At 64.0% G+C, this 19553-nt stretch carries 21 protein-coding genes; 12 read left to right on the plus strand and 9 right to left on the minus strand.

All coding sequences use genetic code 11. The annotated features are described in order from the left end of the window. Positions 1–169: 169 nt before the first annotated feature. Positions 170–1852: an AMP-binding protein gene (locus U5822_RS10980; RefSeq protein WP_322855666.1), complete on the plus strand. Its 1683-nt coding sequence runs from the start codon at positions 170–172 to the stop codon at positions 1850–1852. A 107-nt stretch (positions 1853–1959) separates the two neighbouring features. On the opposite strand, the gene U5822_RS10985 is transcribed toward U5822_RS10980, so the two are convergent. After that, the gene (locus U5822_RS10985; protein WP_322855667.1) at positions 1960–2154 is read right to left on the minus strand and encodes a hypothetical protein; all 195 of its coding nucleotides are present in this window, start codon (positions 2152–2154) and stop codon (positions 1960–1962) included. A 129-nt stretch (positions 2155–2283) separates the two neighbouring features. On the opposite strand from U5822_RS10985, the gene U5822_RS10990 reads away from it, so the two are divergent. Beyond that, positions 2284–3183, plus strand: a complete 900-nt coding sequence (locus U5822_RS10990; protein ID WP_322855668.1) for a LysR family transcriptional regulator — start codon at positions 2284–2286, stop codon at positions 3181–3183. A gap of 7 nt (positions 3184–3190) precedes the next feature. On the opposite strand, the gene U5822_RS10995 is transcribed toward U5822_RS10990, so the two are convergent. After that, positions 3191–3832, minus strand: a complete 642-nt coding sequence (locus tag U5822_RS10995) for a transglycosylase SLT domain-containing protein (RefSeq protein ID WP_322855669.1) — start codon at positions 3830–3832, stop codon at positions 3191–3193. 167 nt (positions 3833–3999) lie between these two features. Between U5822_RS10995 and U5822_RS11000 the strand changes: the two genes are divergently transcribed. Continuing rightward, positions 4000–4830: a DUF2059 domain-containing protein gene (locus U5822_RS11000; protein ID WP_322855670.1), complete on the plus strand. Its 831-nt coding sequence runs from the start codon at positions 4000–4002 to the stop codon at positions 4828–4830. On the opposite strand, the gene U5822_RS11005 is transcribed toward U5822_RS11000, so the two are convergent. Further along, positions 4757–5881 carry an MBL fold metallo-hydrolase gene (locus tag U5822_RS11005; protein WP_322855671.1) on the minus strand — a complete coding sequence of 375 codons (1125 nt, stop codon included), beginning with the start codon at positions 5879–5881 and terminating at the stop codon, positions 4757–4759. The two genes, U5822_RS11000 and U5822_RS11005, sit on opposite strands and share 74 nt — an antisense overlap. A 106-nt stretch (positions 5882–5987) precedes the next feature. On the opposite strand from U5822_RS11005, the gene U5822_RS11010 reads away from it, so the two are divergent. Next, complete coding sequence (locus tag U5822_RS11010; protein WP_322855672.1) at positions 5988–7172, plus strand: Xaa-Pro peptidase family protein; 1185 nt, start codon at positions 5988–5990, stop codon at positions 7170–7172. Here U5822_RS11010 and U5822_RS11015 read toward each other — a convergent pair. Both U5822_RS11015 and U5822_RS11020 read right to left on the minus strand, forming a co-directional pair. After that, complete coding sequence (locus U5822_RS11015; RefSeq protein ID WP_322855673.1) at positions 7144–8115, minus strand: VanZ family protein; 972 nt, start codon at positions 8113–8115, stop codon at positions 7144–7146. The genes U5822_RS11010 and U5822_RS11015 overlap by 29 nt on opposite strands. Continuing rightward, entirely contained in the window at positions 8115–8393 is a 279-nt protein-coding gene (locus tag U5822_RS11020; protein WP_008939100.1) for a peptidylprolyl isomerase, read from the minus strand. The genes U5822_RS11015 and U5822_RS11020 overlap by 1 nt, the downstream gene beginning before the upstream one ends. Before the next feature lie 192 nt (positions 8394–8585). Here U5822_RS11020 and U5822_RS11025 point away from each other — a divergent pair, with 192 nt between their 5' ends. The 4 genes from U5822_RS11025 to U5822_RS11040 all read left to right on the plus strand — a co-directional run bounded on the left by U5822_RS11025 (position 8586) and on the right by U5822_RS11040 (position 12717). Then, entirely contained in the window at positions 8586–10172 is a 1587-nt protein-coding gene (locus U5822_RS11025) for an ABC-F family ATPase (protein WP_322855674.1), read from the plus strand. 172 nt (positions 10173–10344) lie between these two features. Further along, entirely contained in the window at positions 10345–10908 is a 564-nt protein-coding gene (locus U5822_RS11030) for a DUF1415 domain-containing protein (RefSeq protein WP_322856919.1), read from the plus strand. Positions 10909–11066: 158 nt separating this feature from the next. Next, positions 11067–11798 carry a spermidine synthase gene (locus U5822_RS11035; protein WP_322855675.1) on the plus strand — a complete coding sequence of 244 codons (732 nt, stop codon included), beginning with the start codon at positions 11067–11069 and terminating at the stop codon, positions 11796–11798. A 16-nt stretch (positions 11799–11814) separates the two neighbouring features. Continuing rightward, positions 11815–12717 carry an NAD-dependent protein deacetylase gene (locus tag U5822_RS11040; protein WP_322855676.1) on the plus strand — a complete coding sequence of 301 codons (903 nt, stop codon included), beginning with the start codon at positions 11815–11817 and terminating at the stop codon, positions 12715–12717. A 98-nt stretch (positions 12718–12815) separates the two neighbouring features. Here the strand turns inward: U5822_RS11040 and U5822_RS11045 are convergent, their stop codons facing one another. Both U5822_RS11045 and U5822_RS11050 read right to left on the minus strand, forming a co-directional pair. Beyond that, the gene (locus tag U5822_RS11045) at positions 12816–14228 is read right to left on the minus strand and encodes a sodium-dependent transporter (RefSeq protein ID WP_322855677.1); all 1413 of its coding nucleotides are present in this window, start codon (positions 14226–14228) and stop codon (positions 12816–12818) included. An 84-nt stretch (positions 14229–14312) separates the two neighbouring features. Continuing rightward, entirely contained in the window at positions 14313–15413 is a 1101-nt protein-coding gene (locus tag U5822_RS11050) for a Glu/Leu/Phe/Val family dehydrogenase (RefSeq protein WP_322855678.1), read from the minus strand. 638 nt (positions 15414–16051) lie between these two features. On the opposite strand from U5822_RS11050, the gene U5822_RS11055 reads away from it, so the two are divergent. The 3 genes from U5822_RS11055 (at position 16052) to U5822_RS11065 (ending at position 17712) form a co-directional block, all read left to right on the plus strand. After that, positions 16052–16594 carry a hypothetical protein gene (locus tag U5822_RS11055; RefSeq protein WP_322855679.1) on the plus strand — a complete coding sequence of 181 codons (543 nt, stop codon included), beginning with the start codon at positions 16052–16054 and terminating at the stop codon, positions 16592–16594. Positions 16595–16669: 75 nt separating this feature from the next. After that, positions 16670–17404 carry an AzlC family ABC transporter permease gene (locus tag U5822_RS11060; RefSeq protein WP_322855680.1) on the plus strand — a complete coding sequence of 245 codons (735 nt, stop codon included), beginning with the start codon at positions 16670–16672 and terminating at the stop codon, positions 17402–17404. After that, the gene (locus U5822_RS11065; RefSeq protein WP_322855681.1) at positions 17401–17712 is read left to right on the plus strand and encodes an AzlD family protein; all 312 of its coding nucleotides are present in this window, start codon (positions 17401–17403) and stop codon (positions 17710–17712) included. The genes U5822_RS11060 and U5822_RS11065 overlap by 4 nt, the downstream gene beginning before the upstream one ends. A gap of 17 nt (positions 17713–17729) precedes the next feature. Here the strand turns inward: U5822_RS11065 and U5822_RS11070 are convergent, their stop codons facing one another. Beyond that, positions 17730–18500, minus strand: coding sequence for a DUF3750 domain-containing protein (locus U5822_RS11070; protein WP_322855682.1), 771 nt, complete (start codon positions 18498–18500; stop codon positions 17730–17732). Positions 18501–18656: 156 nt separating this feature from the next. Here U5822_RS11070 and U5822_RS11075 point away from each other — a divergent pair, with 156 nt between their 5' ends. Continuing rightward, positions 18657–18872, plus strand: coding sequence for a dodecin (locus U5822_RS11075; RefSeq protein WP_322855683.1), 216 nt, complete (start codon positions 18657–18659; stop codon positions 18870–18872). On the opposite strand, the gene U5822_RS11080 is transcribed toward U5822_RS11075, so the two are convergent. Next, positions 18859–19515 (minus strand): hypothetical protein, encoded by a 657-nt coding sequence (locus tag U5822_RS11080; protein ID WP_322855684.1) that lies wholly within the window; start codon positions 19513–19515, stop codon positions 18859–18861. The two genes, U5822_RS11075 and U5822_RS11080, sit on opposite strands and share 14 nt — an antisense overlap. Positions 19516–19553: the final 38 nt, after the last annotated feature.

Consider the following 19553-nt stretch of genomic DNA (forward strand, 5'->3'; position numbering starts at 1 on the left):
GCTGCAGTGTACCGCAGGAGATGTGGCAGGCGGATCCCGTTGCGGTGGATTGGCCGCATTGGCCAGTCTTGCTGGCGGTTTTGTGCTTGAGCGGGCGTGAATTAGGGCTACTATGAATGCGTCTGAACGCAACAACCCTTTGGACCATAACAACAACAAGGAGCCATGCATGGCCGTAGATCCCCGCAAACAGACTTCCCTGCACTGTCTTTTCTACTGGGCGGACCAGGCCCCGGACCGGGTCTACCTGACCCAGCCCTATCCCGATGGCCGGGTCGAGGACATCACCTGGGCGCAGGCGGCGGACCAGGTGTCCCGGATGGCGGCGCACCTGAACAGCCTGAACCTGCCCGAGCGCAGCAACATTGCCATTCTGGGCAAGAACAGCGCGCACTGGATCCTGGCGGACCTGGCGATCTGGGCGGCCGGTCACGCCTCGGTGCCGCTCTATCCGACCCTGAATGGCGACACCGCCGCCTACGTTCTGGAGCACAGCGAGGCCAAGCTGATGTTCCTGGGCAAGCTGGACGGTACCGCCGATGGCTGGAACGACATCAAGGGGCACATACCGGACGACCTGCCGCTGATCTCGCTGCCGCTGTCGCCCCGGGACGACACCCCGACCTGGGCCGGCCTGATTGCCGACAACGAACCGGCCGAGCCGAAACTGCCGGACCCGGACGCCCTGGCCACCCTGGTCTACACTTCGGGCAGCACCGGCCGGCCCAAGGGGGTGATGCACAGCTTCCGGACCATGATCTCGGTGGCCGATGGCCTGCAGCAGCTGTTCCCGGTGTCCGCGGAGGAGCGCATGCTGTCCTACCTGCCGCTGGCCCATGTCGCCGAGCGCGCGGCGGTCGAGACCCAGTCGCTGTACTACGGCTTCCACCTGTATTTTGCCAATTCCCTGGACACCTTCCAGGAGGATCTGCAACGGGCCCGACCGACTCTGTTCTTCTCCGTCCCGCGGCTGTGGATGAAGTTCTACCTCGGGGTCAACGCCAAGCTGCCCCCGAAAAAGCAGAAGGTGCTGTTCCGCCTGCCCATCCTGGGCTCGCTGGTGAAGAAAAAAGTGCTGAAACAGCTGGGCCTGGACCACTGCCGGGCGGCCCTGACCGGGGCGGCTCCGCTGTCGGCCGAGATCATCGGCTGGTATCGGAACCTGGGGCTGGAGTTGCTGGAGGTCTACGGCATGTCCGAGAACTTCGGTTATTCCCACGCCAACCGGCCCGGACAGGCCAAGGTCGGCAGCGTGGGGCAGGCCAACCCAGGGGTTGAGCAGCGCATCGGCGAGGGCGGGGAAGTGCAGGTGAAAAGCCCGGGCCAGATGCTGGGGTACTACAAGAACGAGGCGAAGACCCGGGAAGACGTCACCGACGACGGCTTCCTGAAAACCGGTGACATGGGCGAGATCGACGGCGAGGGCTACCTGCGCATCACCGGTCGGGTCAAGGATCTGTTCAAGACCTCCAAGGGCAAGTACGTGGTGCCGGTGCCGATCGAGAGCCGGTTCAATCATCCCCAGGCCGAGGTGGTGTGTGTCGCCGGCGCCAACCAGCCTCAGCCCTGCCTGATGGTGCTGCTGTCCGAGGAGGCCAGGGCGACGCTCGCCACCGGCGTCGACCGGGCCGGACTGGAGCAGGAGCTTACCGAGCAACTGGACGCGGTGAACGCCAGCTGCGAAGCCCATGAAAAGCTCGCCTTTGTGGTGGTGGTCAAGGAACCCTGGACCATGGAAAACGGCATGCTGACGCCCACTATGAAAATCAAGCGTAATGTGATTGAGGAGTTCTACACCCGCAAAATGGACGAGTGGTTCGGCCAGGGTAAAAAGGTGGTGTGGGAGTTCTGAACCGTCGGCAACGAAAAACGCCGGTGATCCCTATTGGGGGCACCGGCGTTTTTGTGTCTGCCCGTCCAGGCCAGACCGGGCGCCGTTGGCACCCGGTCGGCGTTGGATCAGTGGCCGCCCTGGGCCTGGGTCAGGTCTGGCGCCACGGCACTGGCCTTGCGGCCCAGGGTGCGCAGCTTGCGGCTGATGAACTGCACGGCCTGCCTGGAAGCAGCCCGGGTGTGCTGGCGCCTGACCTCAACACTGTTGTGGAGGATACTGGACGGCAGCGGTTGTACGATTGCGGTATGGTTTGAAGTCATAGCGCCTTCCTCCTTTAATCTGATGGATTAATTAGCGATCTATCTTTAATTGGGACCAAAGTATAAGGGTACTTTTTTGCAGTCGTAATACGTTAAAATCCGTACTCACGTTGCAAATATGCAGTCATTATGGATTGGGATTATCTTCGATACATACGCGCCTTGGCAATAGGCGGAACGCTGGCCAAGGCCGGCGAATTACTGGGTGTGCACCAGACCACGGTCCTGCGCCGTCTGGACCAGATGGAAGAGGCCATGGGGGTGCAGTTTTTCGAGCGTAACCGGGACGGTCTGCAGCTGACGCCGGTGGGGGAAACCGCCTTTCGGGAAGCCGAAAAACTGGCGGTGGCCATGGAAAACTTGGAGCGCAAACTGGTGGGGCGGGACGCCGCACCGGTCGGCAAGGTCCGGTTAGCCGCGGAGGACGTCACCCTCAACAGTCTGCTCAGCCCGATTCTGGCCGACCTGGTCCGGGAATTTCCGGACATCGAGCTGGAGGTGCTGACCGACAACGACGTCGCCAACCTCAGTCATCGGGAGGCAGACCTGACCCTGCGCTGCGAGAACAAACCCCAGGCCACCCTGGACGGCGAGCGCATCGCGGCGGTGGAGTCGGCGGTGTACGGGGCGGCGCGCTACTGCCGGCGCAACCGCGATCTGGACGTCGAGAACCAGCCGGAGGACTGCGTCTGGATCCTGCCCGACGAGACCTTCAGCCATCTGGCCACCGGACGCTGGTACCGCAAGCATCTGAAAAACGCCCACTCACTGATCCGCTGCAACAGCCTGCAGTCGATGCTGGCGCTGGCCTGCGCCGGGGCCGGGCTGGCGGTGCTGCCCTGTTACCTGGGCGAGAGCGCCAAGGAATTGCGGCGCCTGACCGACCCGCTCGACGGCGAGAGTGTCGATCTCTGGCTGCACGTCAGCCAGGATACCCAGCACCTGGCCCGGGTCCGGATAGTGATGGAATTCCTGGTGGACCGGCTGCGGGCCCTGGAACCGAGCATCGAGATCAGCGGCAGCCTGTAGCTCCGTTTCAGCCGCAGAACGGCCAGAACTGGTACCAGCGCCAGCACTGGAATTCCTGTTCGCAGGCTTGCAGCTGATTGTCGTAGCGGAACGCCCGGTTCTGCACCCGGGTCGCGAGGGCCTGGATGTCCGGCTTGCGGTCGTAGCTCCGGCGGCTGTAGCCGCCCCGACCCTCGTGGTAGGCCAGGTAGAGCCGGCGCGGATCGTACAGGGCAATGCCCAGCTGGCGGTGGGTCAGGTGGTTGTACCAGCCGACAAAATCCAGCGCGTGTTCCATGTCGGTGCGCACCGTGAACCAGCCGTCGCCGTTGGCTTCCAGGTATTCGGTCCAGGCCGGGTCCAGGGCCTGGGCATAGCCGTAGGCGGTGGTCGGTCGGGTCCAGGGAATCATGCCCCAGAGCCGGGTGCGCGGCGGTCGGGCGTGGCTGCGGAACGACGATTCGTAGTAGACGAACGCCAACTGGGTGGCAATGGGCGTGCCCCAGCGGTCCTCGGAGGCGCTGGCGTAGTCGTACCAGACCGGGTGCTCCCGGAAAATTTCGCACACATTGTCCGGATCGGCCGGCGGGTCGGGGGCCAGCAGGCTGAACCTGAGGGTCGCCCAGGTACCGATCAGCAGGCCCAGCACCGGTAAACCGTACCAGGTCACGCGGGCCCGCCAGGTTGGCCGGCGCGCGGTCCGGCGCCGTTTGCGCCGACGCCACGGTTTTCCGAACTTCCCTACCAAACTGTCATCTCCCAGGGCCCCGGATGGCTTGAAGCGTGAACCGCCGGCGTGTCATAAACGCAGCATCCACACAACGGGATGATAGATACATGAAGCTTGGCACCCTAGTTAAACCTGTTTTAGTTGCTGCTCTGCTCACCACGGGCACCGTTTCGGCGGCGCCCAGCGCCCAGCAGGTGCTGGCGTCCTCGCCGGTGGACGACATCGTGGCGCGCTACCCGGCCATGATGAGCCAGGGTATCCGGGACGGACTCAAACGCAGCGGCCAGGTGCCGCCTATGGTGGCGGACACCATCGGCCACGTGGTCAGCAGCAGTTTTCGCGCGGCCGACATCGAAGCGGCGATCGTTCAGGATCTGCAGGACAACCTGACCGATCAGCAATTGCAGGCGGTGCGGGACTGGTATGAGAGCCCGGTGGCCCGGAAAATCGCCGCGGCCGAGATTGCCGCTGCCGATCCGGCCAACTGGCAGGCGATCCAGTCCCGGGCCCCGGACCTGAACGCCAGGTACCAGGGTACCGAGCGGGCCCGGTTGTTCGATCGCTTCGACCGGGCGGCCCGCGCCACCGAGAGCGCGGTGGATACTGCCATCGCGGTGCAACTGGGCCTGGCCACCGCCATGGCGGCGTTCAGCAGCGACTCTGTGCATTACGATCAGTTAAAGCAGCGAATCGAAAGCCAGCGCAGCGTGCTCCGGGGCGTGGTGGAGCAGCAGGTCTACGACAGTTACCTGTACACCTACGAAAAGATCGGCGCCCAAGAAATGGGCCTGTACCTGGACTTCCTGGAAAGCGGCCCGGGCTCGGCGTTTTCCCGGGTGGTCACCAACAGCATCCAGCGCGCGGTCACCGAACCGATCGAATCGGTGGGCAATCAGATGGCGCGCTTTCTCGGGCCGGAACCAGCAGGCGGTGAGTGAAGCGCGCCAACTCGGCGTAAACCTGGTCGCGGCGTCGGGCATAGCGGTGGGAAAAGTGAAAGGCCACCAGTTGCTGCACCCGGGCCGCGTTGGCGATCCGGGCCGTGGCCTCGGTGGTCAGGTGTCCGGTGCGTCGGGCCTGGTCGACATCCTCAAGCATGAACGAGGCCTCGCAGAACAGGGTGTGGGCGTTGGCTGCCAGGTCGGTCATGCGCCGGACGTTGTCCGGCGTATCGGCAAAGTCGGTGGCGTAGACCACCGCTTCGCCGGGCGCCTGGAGCAACAGGCGCGCGGCCAGGTCGCCGGCCCGATAGCTGCGGCCATCCCCGGGTGACACCAGGCTGTCGGGCCGATCCCGCAGCACCGCCATCTTGAGTTCGTGCAGCCAGGGCCCGGCGGGGACCCCCAGCCCGGCCAGCCCGGCCTTGCGCACATTGAGCTTGCCAAACGGCTCCCAGGCGTAGGCCATCACCGGGGTGCCGTGATCCAGCAACGCGGCCCGCACCTGGAATTCCGGCTCCCGGTGAATCACCCCGTTCGGTGTCGCCACTTCCTCCAACAGCACCGGTGGGCCTTCGCCGGCGTTCAGACGCCAGCGTTTGAGGTGGTCGCCGTGCCACTCGTGCACCAGGAACCTTGGCCCGCGGTCCTCGGCCCGATCCCAGAGAATGCCGCGCACCATACCCTCGATGTGCCCGAGCAGACCGGGCGGCCCGAACAGCCGGCAGGGCGGAAAATGCCCAATCCGGCTGCGCAGGAACCACATGAAGCCGCCAATGTGATCGGCGTGGCAGTGGGTGATGAACACATCACTGACCTGGTGCGCGGACCGCAGCGCCATGCGCCCACTGTCGCCCATGTCGAACAGCAGGCTGCGGGCCTCATGCAGCAGGCGCAGTTGCATCAAGGGGTCGCCGCCCACGCCATTGACCAGCGACGCCACCGCCGGGCCCACGCGAACCGCGACCTGCGGATCCTTGGCAACGCTGGTCAGCGCACCCAGTTCCACGCTGATTTCAAACGCGCCATTACCGTTGCTTACCCGGGGCATACACCTCGCCTCCCGCGCCGGTTTGCTCCGGCGCTCTGGTCAAAGTTTGTACAACATCGGATTTGGGTCCAATCTCATAAGTATATGCAACCAAGGAGTTGCTCCCATGGATTTCAATGCCTACCAGAAAGCGTTGTCGGTCCAGCTGCGAGGCTCCGAGTGTCCGTTCTCGCAAGCCGAATACGACCAGCGCCTGGCCCAGGTGCGTCAGCGCATGGCCGCGGATGACCTGGACGCGCTGCTGTTGACCGACTGCGCCGATATCTTCTACCTGACCGGATACTGCACCTTCGAGGTCTCGGTGCACGTGGCTCTGGTGGTGACCGGCAGCTCGATGATGCTGCAGGTGCCGTCCATCGAGATGGGCCCGGCCATGGTGACCACCCGGGTTGGCCACGTGGCCGGCTATCGCTGGGAAGGCATTGGCGAAGTGTTGGCGCCCCTGGTCAACGCTCTGGACGACGCGGCCGACACGGTTGGCATTGACGCCTGGCACGGCTCCCTGCGCCAGGGCGTGCTGGAGGGCTTGCATGCCCGGTTGCCGGGCATCCGGTTTGTCGACGCCGGTGGCCTGGTGAAGAAGGTGCGGATCGTGAAATCCCCGGCGGAGATCGAGTTCCTGCGCCACAGCGCCAGTGTTACCGCGCACGGGCTGCGCGCCGCGGTGGCGGCGGTTCGCCCGGGAGTGACCGACAACGACATCGCCGCCGCTGGGGCCCGGGCCCTGCTGGCCGGTGGCAGCGAGTTCATGAGCATGCAGCCGATCGTCACCACCGGGCGCCGCAGCAGCGTGATTCACGCCAACCACAAGCGCTGTCACGTGGAGCATGACGAACCGGTGTTCCTGGAGTTTGGCGCGGCCTGGCATCGCTACACCGCACCGATGATGCAGACCGTGGTCGCCGGCACCCCCTCGGCGGAAATGCGCCGGGTGTTCGATGGTTGCCGGCGGGTGGTGGATGCCCTGCTGGAGGCGATCAAGCCCGAAGCCAGTTTCGACACCGCCGCCCAGGCCGCGGAGCGGGCCTTGGCACCCCTGGCGCACACAGTGTTTTTCTCGGGCGTGTTCGGCTACACCGTGGGCGCGCAGTTCCCACCGTCCTGGGTCGAAGGGTCCGGGTTCATCGCCCGCGGCGGCAACACCGAATTCCGCGCCGGCATGGTGTTCCATCTGCCCATCTGCCTGCGGGTGCCGGGTCAGTGGGGGATTGGCTGCAGTGAGACCGTGCTGGTCAACGACCACGGGGTCGAGTTGCTGACCGCTAATCCCTGGTCATTGCACGTAGCCTGAGATCCTGCAGATAGACCACGCGGGGCTCGGGCAGATTCACGGCGAACAGCATCACCCGGTGGATCCGGGCCATGTCCATGGCACGCTGGCGCGGCGCGCCCGCGACCTCGCTGAGCGGCAGTTCGAAGCGGTTGGGCCCCGGCTGCAGCAGGAGCGAGGTGTTGTACCGGTCGGCGTAGGCGTTGTCCCCGCGCTCGTGCTTGAGGTCGTTGATGCGCAGGGTCAGGGGTAAGGGTTCGGAACCGGGATTGAACAGACTGACGCTGAGCGTATCGAACCGGCGCCAGTCGGCCGGTAGACGGTTCAGGGAGACCCCGGAGAAACGCTCGGTGCCCAGTTCAATTCGCAGGCTTGGGCTGTCCGCCGCGCCGTGGTCGGGCGAGGAGGCCAGCCGGCCCTGCCAGAACGGGCTGGGGTCGGTGTGGCTGAAGTCGTACAGGCGCGGCAGCAGGCGATCGAGTTCCAGTTGCTGGGCGGTCGCGACCCCAGTTTTGCCCAGCTCGAACACCAGCAACAGGGCGCTGATGGCCGCCAGTATCAGCATCGGCGGTTTGACCCGCCCGATTCTGTGACTCGCCAGCAGTGGCCGCCAGGCCAGCACCAGCCAGACCCCAATCAGATTGCGCAGCAGATCCTGCCCGTCCGCCTCGCGCCCCAATTGCGACTGCACCGCCTCGATGGCCAGGCCAACGACCAGCGCCGCCACCGTGACGGCCAGCCACAGGCGCACACCGCGCAGCCAGCGCCAGGGGTGCAGGGCGAGGGTGATCAGGGCAAACAGGGCAATGTGGCCGAGATTCCAGACCGACGTGCTCAGATAGGCGGCAATCCAGTCCGGACCGCCAAAGAAAAGAAGGGGGGTGAGGGCGAGAACCCCAACCAGGGCCAGCGGCCGCAGCCGCCCGCCCTCGTGGGTGCCCGGAGTGTCGGGCTCGAAACCCATCAGCTGCGGCTGGTGACTTCCAGGAGGTGGTAGCCGAACTGGGTCTTGATCGGACCAATCACGGTGTTCAGCTCGCTGTTGAACACGGCCTTGTCGAACTCCGGCACCATCTGGCCCGGACCAAAGGAACCCAGGTCACCGCCGTTGCGGCCGGACGGGCATGAGGAATGCTGCTTCGCCACCTCGGCAAAATCCTGGCCGCCCTCGATGGCCTTTTTCAGTTCTTCACACTTTGCTTCGCTGTCGACCAGAATGTGGCGCGCTGTTGCCTGTGCCATGGTAGTTCTCCTCGGTTGAGTTGATGGGGTGTCAGGACCGGAATGCTGCCCGTCCCCGGGGTTTGAGGCAAGGTCTTTTTATCCGTGTTTCTCCGGCCTCACCCTGAAACCTGCAAACCTGTACAATGCCGGCTTTCTTTCGCCGGCGCCAGTTCCTCACGCGGCGCGGGCCCCACGTTAATAGGTTTCCGATTGATCTCCACCGCCAACATCACCATGCAGTTCGGGGCCAAGCCCCTGTTCGAAAACGTATCCGCCAAATTCGGTAACGGCAACCGCTACGGCCTGATCGGCGCCAATGGCTGCGGCAAGTCCACCCTGATGAAGATCCTGGGGGGCGACCTGGAGCCCAGCGCCGGCCAGGTCATGCTCGAGCCCAACACCCGCCTGGGTAAACTGCGTCAGGACCAGTTCGCCTACGAGGACTGCACGGTGATGGACACCGTGATCATGGGCCACGAGGAACTCTGGAACGTCAAGAAAGAGCGCGACCGGATCTACTCCCAGGCCGAAATGAGCGAAGAAGACGGCATGGCCGTGGCGGACCTGGAAGTCCAGTTTGCCGAGATGGACGGCTACACCGCGGAAGCACGCGCCGGCGAACTGCTGCTGGGCCTGGAAATCCCCCTGGAAGACCACAACGGCCCCATGAGTGCCCTGGCTCCGGGCTGGAAGCTGCGGGTGCTGCTGGCCCAGGCACTGTTCTCCGACCCGGACGTGCTGCTGCTGGACGAGCCCACCAACCACCTGGACATCAACACCATCCGCTGGCTGGAAAACATCCTGGTGGCGCGCAACAGCACCATGATCATCATCTCCCACGACCGCCACTTCCTGAATAGCGTGTGCACCCACATGGCGGACCTGGACTACGGTGAGCTGCGCCTGTTCCCGGGCAACTACGACGAATACATGACCGCCGCCACCCAGGCCCGCGAGCGCATGCAGGCGGACAACGCCAAGAAGAAGGCCCAGATCGCCGAACTGCAGCAGTTCGTCAGCCGCTTCTCCGCCAACGCCTCCAAGGCCAAGCAGGCCACTTCACGGGCGCGCCAGATCGACAAGATCCAGCTGGAAGAGGTGAAGCCCTCGAGCCGGGTCAGCCCGTTCATTCGTTTCGAGCAGGGCAAGAAACTGCATCGCCAGGCGGTCACCTTGAAGGATATGAGCAAGGGCTTCGACGGCGAGAGTCTGTTCGATAACTTCAACCTTCAGGTCGAAGCCGGCGAGCGCGTCGCGATCATCGGCCCCAACGGCATCGGCAAAACCACCCTGCTGCAGTGCATGGCCGGCCACTACGAACCGGACGCTGGCGAGGTCAAATGGACCGACAGCGCTGAAGTAGGCTACTTCAAACAGGACCACACCGCCGACTTCGCCGAGGACGAGACCCTCACCGACTGGATGGCCCAGTGGACCACCGGGGGCGACCAACTGGTACGCGGCACTTTGGGCCGGATGCTGTTCTCCGGCGACGACATCGGCAAGTCGGTGAAAGTCATCTCCGGGGGCGAGCAGGGCCGCATGCTGTTTGGCAAACTGATCCTGCAGAAGCCCAACGTCATGCTGATGGACGAGCCCACCAACCACCTGGACATGGAGTCCATCGAGGCGCTGAACCTGGCGCTGGAGAACTACCCGGGCACGCTGATTTTCGTCAGCCACGATCGGGAGTTTGTTTCTTCCCTGGCAACGCGCATTATCGAGCTTAGTTCCGATGGAGTGACTGACTTTAGCGGTTCCTACGATGACTACTTGCGGAGCCAGGGTTACGTTTAACCCTGTGACTTGGGTGCGGGCGGGCAGGTGGGCATGGCTTGCCAAAACCCGCTCAAGCACGTCCATGTGGCGCTTGAGCTCCGCCATCCATGGCTCCGCACAGTTTTGGCAAGCCATGCCCACCCGCCCACTCTGAGCTCGGCGGGGGCATCACGACTAAGAGATGACAATGATGGTTGAAGCTGAGGTTGCAAATGCGACTCGCAAGTGGGTTGAAGGCGTTGTCGTCGGCTACAACCTGTGTCCGTTCGCCAAGCGTGAGTTGCTGCATGACCGGGTGCGTTTCGTGGTAAGCGAGGCTACCGACGAGGATTCACTGTTGCAGTCACTGCACGCGGAGCTTCAGCGCCTCAACGATGAGCCGGAGATCGAAACCACGGTATTGATCCACCCGGGTGTATTGCAGGACTTCGCGGCCTACAATGAGTTCCTGGATGCGGCCGATGGTTTGCTCGCCTACCTGGAGCTGGATGGGATCTACCAGGTTGCCAGTTTCCATCCGGACTATCAGTTCGAGGGCACAGAGCCGGATGCGGCGGAGAACTACACCAACCGTTCTCCTTACCCGATGCTGCACCTGTTGCGGGAAGCGAGTTTGGAAGCGGCTATCGACAGTCATCCGGACGTCGACGGCATACCCGGTCGCAACATCAAATTGATGGAAGAGCTGGGCGTCGAGCAGCTGCGCGACGTTCTCGCGAACTGCGTAAAGGAAACAAAGACTCCACGGGAGTGAGATGACGAGTAGGTAGGGCTTCCTCTTCCAAAACTGTGCGGAGCCATGGATGGCGGAGCTCAAGCGTCACATGGATGTGCTTGAGCGGGTTTTGGAAGAGGAAGCCCTACCTGCGACCACTCAGATTTGCAGGCCAAGACCAAACAACGAGGCAAAACTTGGGACTTCTCTTCGAACAAATAGACAGCCAACCGTCGGAAATCGGCGAGATCACCCTCCGGCGCCGGAAGATTCCGGCCATTGGTGATCGCGATATCTTCGAGGTAAAGCTCGGCGAAGAATTCCTGATGTCCAGCATGTTCGTGGACGCCGAAGTGGCGCTGTCGGATCTGGGCCTCGAAGCCACCGAAGGCGATAACCTCAGTGTGGTGGTCGGTGGTCTGGGCCTGGGGTACACCGCCGTGGCGGCGCTCAAACACGAGCGGGTGGGCGAGCTGCTGATCGTGGAATACCTGGCGCCGGTCATCGGCTGGCACCAGCAGGAGCTGGTGCCTTTGGGCCAGGACATCAACGCCGACGCCCGCGCCCGCTACGTTCATGGCAGTTTCTTCGATCTGGCGGTAGCCGAACCCGGCGAGGGCGGTTTCGATCCCGAAGGCCCGGGCCGGACCTTCGACTGCATCCTGCTGGACATTGACCACTCACCACGGGCGCTGCTGCACGATTCCAACGCCAGTTTCTACACCACCGCCAACATCGGCAAGATGGCCCAGCAGCTCAAGCCTCGGGGCGTCTTTGCCATGTGGTCGAACGAAGGCGAAGACGACCAGTTCATGGCGGTGCTCCGGAGCGTGTTTGTTGACGTAGATTGCCGTGTGGTCAAGTTTTTCAATCCATTCCAGAACAGGGAATCGTTCAACACCGTGTACATCGCCCGCAAGCCGGGCTGAGTTATCCGGAGTACGTATGCCCGCAAGCACCCATCGCACGCGCCCGTTCAGTAGCAGCCAGCGCCTGCCGGAGCCTGAGCAGGCGCCCATCGAGCATGAACCGGAGCAGGCCGGCGCGATGCTGGCGAACTTTATCCGCCAGAACCCCCGGTCGCTGATCCTGACCGGGGCCGGGGTCAGCACCGATTCCGGCATTCCCGATTACCGCGATGGCGATGGCGCCTGGAAACGCAAGCAGCCGGTCCAGCATCAGGCGTTCATGGACAGCTTTGAAACCCGGCAACGCTATTGGGGCCGGAGCCTGATTGGCTGGCCGGTGATGCGCAATGCCCTGCCGAACCCGTCTCACCACCACATCGCCGATCTGGAACTGCTGAACCACAGCTCCCTGGTGGTCACCCAGAACGTGGATCGGTTGCACCAGAAAGCCGGCACACGGGCGGTGACCGACCTGCACGGGCGGGCCGACGAGGTCATCTGCATGAGCTGCAACTATCGCTGCCCGAGGGACGAGGTGCACGACCGCTGTGCCGATCTGAATCCCGGGTTTCGGCATTATCGGGCCGAGACCGCGCCCGATGGCGACGCGGACCTGGAGGTGGATTTCTCGGATTTCCGGCCGGCGGACTGCCCGAAATGTGACGGCATCCTGAAGCCCGACGTGGTGTTCTTCGGTGACTATGTGCCGAAGGACCGGGTCCACGCTGCCCTGGATGTGCTCAAGGCCAGTGACAGCCTGCTGGTGATCGGGTCGTCGCTGATGGTCTATTCCGGATTCCGGTTCTGTCGCTACGCCAAGGAGTGGGGTAAGCCCATTGCCACCCTGAACCTTGGCCGCACCCGGGCCGAACCGCTTGCCGATCTCAAGCTGAATGCCCGCATCGGCGAGACCCTGGGGTCCGCCCTGGCCGCGCTCTAGCGTCACTTCCCCGAGGCAAAAAAAAGAGCCCACCAAACGGTGGGCTCTTTGCGTTGGGCGAGGCCCGGTGGGTCCAAAGCCGGGCCGGCCCAGTGCGCTTACAGCAGGTTGTAGATGAACACCGCGGCCACGGCGACCGGGGTGAAGTAGCGGATGGTGGCGTACCACAACCGGAACATGGGCCCGGACAGCGCCAGTTCCTGCTCCACCGCTTCCCGGGACATGACCCAGCCGGCAAACACGGCCACCAGCAGGCCACCCAGGGGCAGCAGGATGTTGGCGGTGAAGAAGTCCAGCAGGTCGAAGATGGTCTTGCCCTCGAACATGCCGATCGCGCCCAGCGGGGCGAAATCCGACCACAGGTTCAGGGACAGGATCGAGGCAATGCCCAGGGCCCAGCAGACCACGCCGGCACCCAGGGTGCTGACGACACGGTTCATGCCCTTGCGCTCCTCCAGCCACTCGACGATCGGCTCCAGCAGGGAGATGCCCGAGGTCCAGGCGGCGAAAATCAGCAGCACGAAGAACAGGGTGCCGAACAGGCTGCCCATGGGCATCTGGCCGAAGGCCAGCGGCAGGGTCTGGAAGATCAGGCCGGGACCGGCGCCGGGCTCCAGGCCGTTGGCGAACACGATCGGGAAGATGGCCAGGCCGGCCAGCAGAGCGACCCCGGTATCGATTACCGATACGGTGATGGAAGTCTTGGCGATGGAGACGTTCTTCGGCAGGTAGGAGCCGTACGCCATCATGACCGCCATGCCCAGGCTCAGGGTAAAGAACGCGTGCCCGAGGGCGACCAGGATGCCGGAGGTGGTGATCTTCGAGAAGTCCGGCTGGAACAGGAAGCTGACGGCGCGGCCGAATTCGCCGCTGGTCATGGCGTAGCCGACGGCAATCAGCAGCAGCACGAACAGGCCGGGCATGAGAATGCTCACCGCCCGCTCCAGGCCGGCGCGCACGCCCTTGGCGACCACCAGCATGACCAGGGCCATGAACACGGTGTGCCACATCAGCAGGGTCAGGGGATCACTCAACAGGTCGGAGAAGATGGCGCCGATGGCCTCGGCGGACTGACCCACGAGGCCGCCGCTGGCCGCGGTACCCACGTAGGACACGGCCCAGCCACCGATCACGGAATAGAACGAGAGAATCAGGAAACCGGCCAGGACACCGACGGCGCCCACCAGTCGCCACGCCGGCGCCAGCCGATCCCGCTGGGCGATCAGGCGCAGACTGTTGACCGGGCTCTTGCCGCCCCGGCGGCCGATGAGCACTTCCGCCATCATGATCGGCAAGCCAACCGCGGCAATGCACACCAGGTACACCAGGACGAAGGCACCACCGCCGTTCTCACCGGTGATGTAGGGGAATTTCCAAATATTGCCCAGGCCCACCGCGGAACCGGTCGCGGCGAGGATAAACGCCAGGCGCGAGGACCAGAGCCCCCGGGTGGCGTTGGAACCTTCCAGCGCCTCGGCGTGGTTGGCGCTGGTCGAAGGTGATTCAGACATAGCTGTCTCCTGCTTGGTACTTGTTGTTGTTGGGTGAAGCAGGGGCCGACGCCGGGTTCGGCCCCGTAGAGATCGCTGCCAGGTTTATCCAGCCCGCGCCAGGCGCTCGGTCGCGGTGTTCACCTTGGCAACGTGTTTGCGGAACCGTTCCTCCGCCAGCTCATTGGCGATGGCGCCAGTGGGCCGGCCGCTCCGGTCAGAACGGGTGAAGATTTCCTTGAGCGTGTCGCCGATGGCGTCCACATGTTCGCGAACGGTCTCGGGGGAGGCCCCGGTGCGCTCGTAGAACACGTCGATGATGCCGCCGGCGTTGATGGCGAAATCCGGTGCGTACAGGATGCCCCGATCCTTCAGGGCCTGATCGTGTTCCGGGTGCTCCAGCAGGTTGTTGGCGGCACCGGCCACGATCCCGGCTTTCAGTTTCGGGATGCTGGTGTCGTTCAGGACCGCGCCCATGGCACAGGGCGCCACCACGTCCACCGGCAGGGTCAGGATGTCCTCGGCGGTCGCCGGAGTCGCCCCCAGTTCGTCCACCGCCCGCTGCATGTTGTCGGCGAAGATGTCGTAGACCCAGAGCTGGGCCCCGGCTTCTTTCAGGTGCCGGGCCAGGCGGAAACCGACGTTGCCGATGCCCTGGATGGCGACTTTCAGGCCGTTCAGGTCATCCCGACCCAGCTTGTGCTGCACCGCCGCCTTGAGTCCGATGAAGGTGCCGTAGGCGGTGGCCGGCGACGGGTCGCCGTTGCTGGGGTTGCCGTCGAAACCGATGCGCTCGGCAATGCCGGCGACGTGCTGGGTGCGTCGGCCCATCACGTGCAGATCCGGCACGCTGGTGCCGGAATCCTCGGCTGCGATGTACTGGCCGCCCAGGCCTTCCAGGTGCCGGCCCATGGCTTCCAGCAGCGCTTCGGTCTTGTCCTTGCGCGGATCGCCAATGATCACCGACTTGCCGCCGCCCAGGTCCAGATTGGCCAGGGCCGACTTGTAGGTCATGCCCTTGGACAGGCGCAGGACGTCGCGCAGGGCCTCTTCATCGGTGGCGTAGGGGAACATCCGGCAGCCGCCCAGGGCGGGGCCGCGGGAGGTGTTATGGATGGCAACGATGGCTTTCAGTCCGGTTTCCGGATCGCAGAAGAAGGACAGTTGTTCGTGGTTGTCGAACTCGGGATGGCTGAATACGTTCATGGCGTTTCACCTTTCTGGCTTTGGCGCCGCTACCCTTGTGAGGTCTGCGACTGCCGACTTTTGTTGTTAGACCGCGGCATGGGCGATTGGTTGATGCGACTGTGCGTGCGATTGGCGCGAGTGGGCCTCACCCGCTGGACGCGCTGGTCGTCAGCCGGTCTGGTTGCTGGAGCGGGAATGTCACGGTCGTGGGTCTGGCGTGCGCGGGGCGCAGCCGCCGGGAAAGGCGTGCAGGCTGTGGCATGTTGAAATCCTCTCCACCAGGCCGGATCTCGGCGTGCGTGGCAGTCTTGTTGTTGTCGCCCGGCTTTTGACCGGGGTGTCGATTTCAGGTGTCCGTTTCCAGTCGGAAGTGCCCTTGTGAGGCCGGACAAACCGTAAACTAGTGTCTTTTTACGTTAACGTCAACGTGCAAAAGCTAATCAATTTCCCCCGTCGTCGCCGCAACCTCGCAAGGGCCTGTAGCTGCGGGAAAAAATTTTTCAGGGGGTGAGCGAGGTCGAAATAGACAAGGGTTATATTGCTCGCCCTGTTATTACAAATCAGTCCCAGCAGCCCGCCGGGGCGGCTTGGCAGCGGCGTTATAATCAGGAAGTAAAGCTGTGGTTGCCCGCTCCGAGTGAGCGAAGGAGGGGATCATGAAACGGCTTTTCTATTTGGTGAACACCATCGACAGCGTCGAGAGCATCTCCGAAGACCTGCATCGGGATGGGGTGTCCAACTGGCGATTCCACGTCATTAGCAAGGACGATGCCGGGCTGTACTCGCACCATATCCACACGGCGAGCGTGCTGGACCGGACCGACCTGGCCCGATTCGTGGAGCGGGGGCTGATCATCGGCGGGCTGTTTGCCGCCTTCTTCATCCTGCCACTGGCGCTTTGGGGCGGACTGGAATGGCCGACCTCGGCCTTTGTCGCCATGGGCGTGTTTGCGGTGCTGGCGGGTGGCTGGCTCGGTGGTTTTGGCGGTATCGGCACCGAGAACTACCGGATTCGCCGGTTCCACAAGGATCTGGAGAATGGCAAATACCTGATCATGGTGGATGTACCCAAGGCGGAAGTGGAACGCGTTGAGGCCCTGATGGCCGGGTTACACCCGGAAGCCGCCCTGCGGGGCGAGAGCAGCAGCGTCAACAATCCCTTTGCCGCGGCGGATGGCCGGGTGCACATCATGCACTAGGCCCGGGCTAGGCTCGGCGACGGACTTCGGTATCTACCTATACGCGCTCAGGGGAAACTGCCTTAGCTTCCCCTGATGTCCGTCGCTTCCTATCCTTACCAGATACAGCCCCACAAGGTCCGCCAGGAGTTTGTCCGGCTCTTTCCCATCTCCCTGTTCGTGGTGGCGTTTGGTGCTGCCTTCGGTTTGGCCGCGACCCAGAAAGGGCTGCTGCCGCTGGAAGCGCTGCTGATGAGCACCACGGTGTTTGCCGGTGCCTCCCAGTTTGCCGCGACAGACATGTGGGGCACCGAAGTGTCGGTGTTGCCGCTGATCGCGGTGGTGTTCGCCATCAACTCCCGTCATCTGCTGATGGGCGCCTCGCTGTACCCCATGCTGAAAGACCTGCCCCCCGGTAAACGCTATGGGCTGCTGCTGTTGCTCACCGACGCCAATTGGGCGGTTTCGGCGCAGGAGTACCAGAACGGCAAACGCAACCTGGAAGTGATCCTGGGCGGTGGCCTGGTGCTGTGGCTGGCGTGGCTGATTGGCACCTGGCTCGGGGTGTACTTTGGCGGGCTGCTGCAGAACCCCAAGAGCCTGGGGCTGGACATGGTCCTGGGCTGCTTCCTGTTGGCCATGGCCCTGGGGGGTAAGAAGTCGCCACGGGTGCTGGTGGCCTGGGCCGTGGCCGCGGTTGCCTCGCTGGCGGCCTGGAAGTGGCTGCCGCCGCACACCCACGTGGTGGTCGGGGCCCTGGCGGGTGGCGCCATCGGTTATTTCTGGTTGGAGCGGAAGCCGTCCGCGGTTGCCACGGAGGAGCCGTCATGACCATCGAAACCTCTACCGCCGGAGTCCTGGCCCTGATCGGGATCATGGCCCTGGTCACCCTGGCGACCCGGTTTGGCGGTGTGTTCGTGATGTCTTACGTGCGCATCAGCCCCCGCATCGAGAGTTTCATCAACACCATGGCCAGTTCGGTGCTGATCGCCATTGTCGTGCCCATGGCCTTTGCCGGTGACGCCGGGGCCCTGGCCGCCCTGTCGGTGACCACCGTCACCATGCTGGCGCTGCGTAAACCCCTGCCGGCCATCGCCGCCGGTATTGCCGCCGCCGGTCTGGTGCGCTACCTGACCTGACCGCCGTCCTTGTCCACCTATTCGGTGCTCTCTGGCATCGGGTTGGTGTTGCGCAGGGCCAGGTCGCCAATGCCCGGCAGCTTGATGCCCAGCGCGAGCGGGTTCACCCCCAGCGACAACCCCAGAATGTTCACTTCCAGACCTTCACGGACGCCCGCCAGCAAGCCGAAATAGCCCCCGAGCGACAGCTGGTAACCGGTGCCACCCGGTGCCTGTGCCACGAGGCTGTCGCCCAGGTAATCCTTGCCGATGGCGTTGCTGGGCAGGGCCACGTCCAGGCCCGGTACCTGCCGGATGATCCAGGCGATGAAGGTGTTGCTGTTGGGCCCGGGCCAGGCCTCGTATTCGGTCGGGTAGGGGTAGGCCGCCACGGCCTCGTAGATGTCCGGGATCAGGGCGGCGGCCTCTTCGCCGCGGATGTCGGCGTAGAGTTCCGGCCGGGCACCGTACCAGTGCCGGTCCGGTTCGCCCGGGCGGGAACTGACCACGTACCGACGCCAGCCAGTGACTTCGTGCACCTGGTAGTCACTGGCGCCCGCCTCCTTGGTGGCGATCCAGGTGTGCACCGCAAAATAGCCGCGCCAGCTCCAGGCCCGGGCGCCGTAGACCTGGACGATGGCGCCCTGGTACTGGTCCGGGCGCGGGGCGATGCCGGCGCTTGCCCGGCTGGCGGTGTGCCAGCTCTCGGCACCCTGGAGGCTGCTGCTGGTGGCCAGCAGCAGCGGTCCCGCCAACAGGCACAGGAGGGCGGCCATCAGCCAGGCACTGAATTTCAGAACGGATCGCATAGAGGGTCCGGGTTGGTTAGCACGTCGACTTCAAGTATAGCGGTTTTACGTCCGGAGCCGGGCGCCAGATTGGCCCGGCTCGGCTGTCGTTTGCCGGCGTGGGGGTTGTCTTCTAGGCTCAAGTTAACGAACGGTGCAGCCAAAGGAGGCAGCCTGATGTCGGATCATCACGTGTACAAGAAAGTGGAAATTGTTGGTTCGTCCCGCAAAAGCATCGAAAACGCCATCGAGAATGCGCTCGAGGAATGCAGCAAGAGCATTCGTAACCTGGAATGGTTCGAGGTGCTGGAAACCCGGGGCCACATCGAGGACGGCAGGGTCGGCCACTACCAGGTGGTGCTCAAGGTCGGCTTCCGGATCATGAATAGCTGACGTTGATGACCCGGGTCCGGATGGCCTCGGCCAGCCGATTCATCAGGTCCCGGGCCTCGCCCTCGTACAGGGCGTGGCACTTGTCCCGCAGCACCCGGCGGTCGTGATCGGAGGGCGCGCCGGAGACTTCCTTGAGCAGGTCCAGGTGCTGGCAGGCGGCCAGGTGGACCTTGATTTCGGTATCGATCAGTCGGGTAACCAGTTCATCCACGGTCTCGCTGCAGAAGGGCCGGTTCCGGTTCAGCAGGTTGCGGGCGTCGAGGGCGGCATTGCGAGCTTCCAACCGGAGATCACCGGCGGGCTCACCGTTTTCCACCGCGCGCACGAACATGCCCAGGCGCTCGTGCAATTGCCAGAGCTGGGGCCAGATCCGCTCGTAGGCGTCTTTCTCCGCCCGGTACCTGGCGGCCGTGGCGCCGGAGCCGGCCCCATCCGAGGCGCCGGCGTCGGCCCGGTTGAACTGGCTGACCCGCAACTCGTCCACCTCCCGACCCAGGGCCCCGGTCTTTTGCCGCAGGGATTCCAGGTCCTTGCCGGCCGCGCCTTTGGCGCCGTTAGCCACCCAGAAGGCGAGTACGGCAACCACCAGGGCAACCACCGCCAGCAGCAGTGGCAATTGGGCACCGTCAAGCAGACTCATCATTGAATCCGTGTCCATCGAGGTCCATCCCCATGCGAAGT

This window comes from Marinobacter qingdaonensis (genome assembly GCF_034555935.1).
Classification (GTDB): domain Bacteria; phylum Pseudomonadota; class Gammaproteobacteria; order Pseudomonadales; family Oleiphilaceae; genus Marinobacter; species Marinobacter qingdaonensis.

Bases quoted from the DNA above. Each gene is read 5' to 3' on its own strand.
- U5822_RS11055 (WP_322855679.1), top strand. From the start codon at position 16,052: ATGAAACGGCTTTTCTATTTGGTGAACACCATCGACAGCGTCGAGAGC.
- U5822_RS11040 (WP_322855676.1), top strand. From the start codon at position 11,815: ATGCCCGCAAGCACCCATCGCACGCGCCCGTTCAGTAGCAGCCAGCGC.
- U5822_RS11070 (WP_322855682.1), bottom strand. From the start codon at position 18,500: ATGCGATCCGTTCTGAAATTCAGTGCCTGGCTGATGGCCGCCCTCCTG.
- U5822_RS11045 (WP_322855677.1), bottom strand. From the start codon at position 14,228: ATGTCTGAATCACCTTCGACCAGCGCCAACCACGCCGAGGCGCTGGAA.
- U5822_RS11030 (WP_322856919.1), top strand. From the start codon at position 10,345: ATGGTTGAAGCTGAGGTTGCAAATGCGACTCGCAAGTGGGTTGAAGGC.
- U5822_RS10985 (WP_322855667.1), bottom strand. From the start codon at position 2,154: ATGACTTCAAACCATACCGCAATCGTACAACCGCTGCCGTCCAGTATC.
- U5822_RS11050 (WP_322855678.1), bottom strand. From the start codon at position 15,413: ATGAACGTATTCAGCCATCCCGAGTTCGACAACCACGAACAACTGTCC.
- U5822_RS11005 (WP_322855671.1), bottom strand. From the start codon at position 5,881: ATGCCCCGGGTAAGCAACGGTAATGGCGCGTTTGAAATCAGCGTGGAA.
- U5822_RS11020 (WP_008939100.1), bottom strand. From the start codon at position 8,393: ATGGCACAGGCAACAGCGCGCCACATTCTGGTCGACAGCGAAGCAAAG.
- U5822_RS11060 (WP_322855680.1), top strand. From the start codon at position 16,670: ATGTCCGTCGCTTCCTATCCTTACCAGATACAGCCCCACAAGGTCCGC.
- U5822_RS10980 (WP_322855666.1), top strand. From the start codon at position 170: ATGGCCGTAGATCCCCGCAAACAGACTTCCCTGCACTGTCTTTTCTAC.
- U5822_RS11010 (WP_322855672.1), top strand. From the start codon at position 5,988: ATGGATTTCAATGCCTACCAGAAAGCGTTGTCGGTCCAGCTGCGAGGC.
- U5822_RS11000 (WP_322855670.1), top strand. From the start codon at position 4,000: ATGAAGCTTGGCACCCTAGTTAAACCTGTTTTAGTTGCTGCTCTGCTC.
- U5822_RS11075 (WP_322855683.1), top strand. From the start codon at position 18,657: ATGTCGGATCATCACGTGTACAAGAAAGTGGAAATTGTTGGTTCGTCC.
- U5822_RS11080 (WP_322855684.1), bottom strand. From the start codon at position 19,515: ATGATGAGTCTGCTTGACGGTGCCCAATTGCCACTGCTGCTGGCGGTG.
- U5822_RS11015 (WP_322855673.1), bottom strand. From the start codon at position 8,115: ATGGGTTTCGAGCCCGACACTCCGGGCACCCACGAGGGCGGGCGGCTG.
- U5822_RS11065 (WP_322855681.1), top strand. From the start codon at position 17,401: ATGACCATCGAAACCTCTACCGCCGGAGTCCTGGCCCTGATCGGGATC.
- U5822_RS10990 (WP_322855668.1), top strand. From the start codon at position 2,284: ATGGATTGGGATTATCTTCGATACATACGCGCCTTGGCAATAGGCGGA.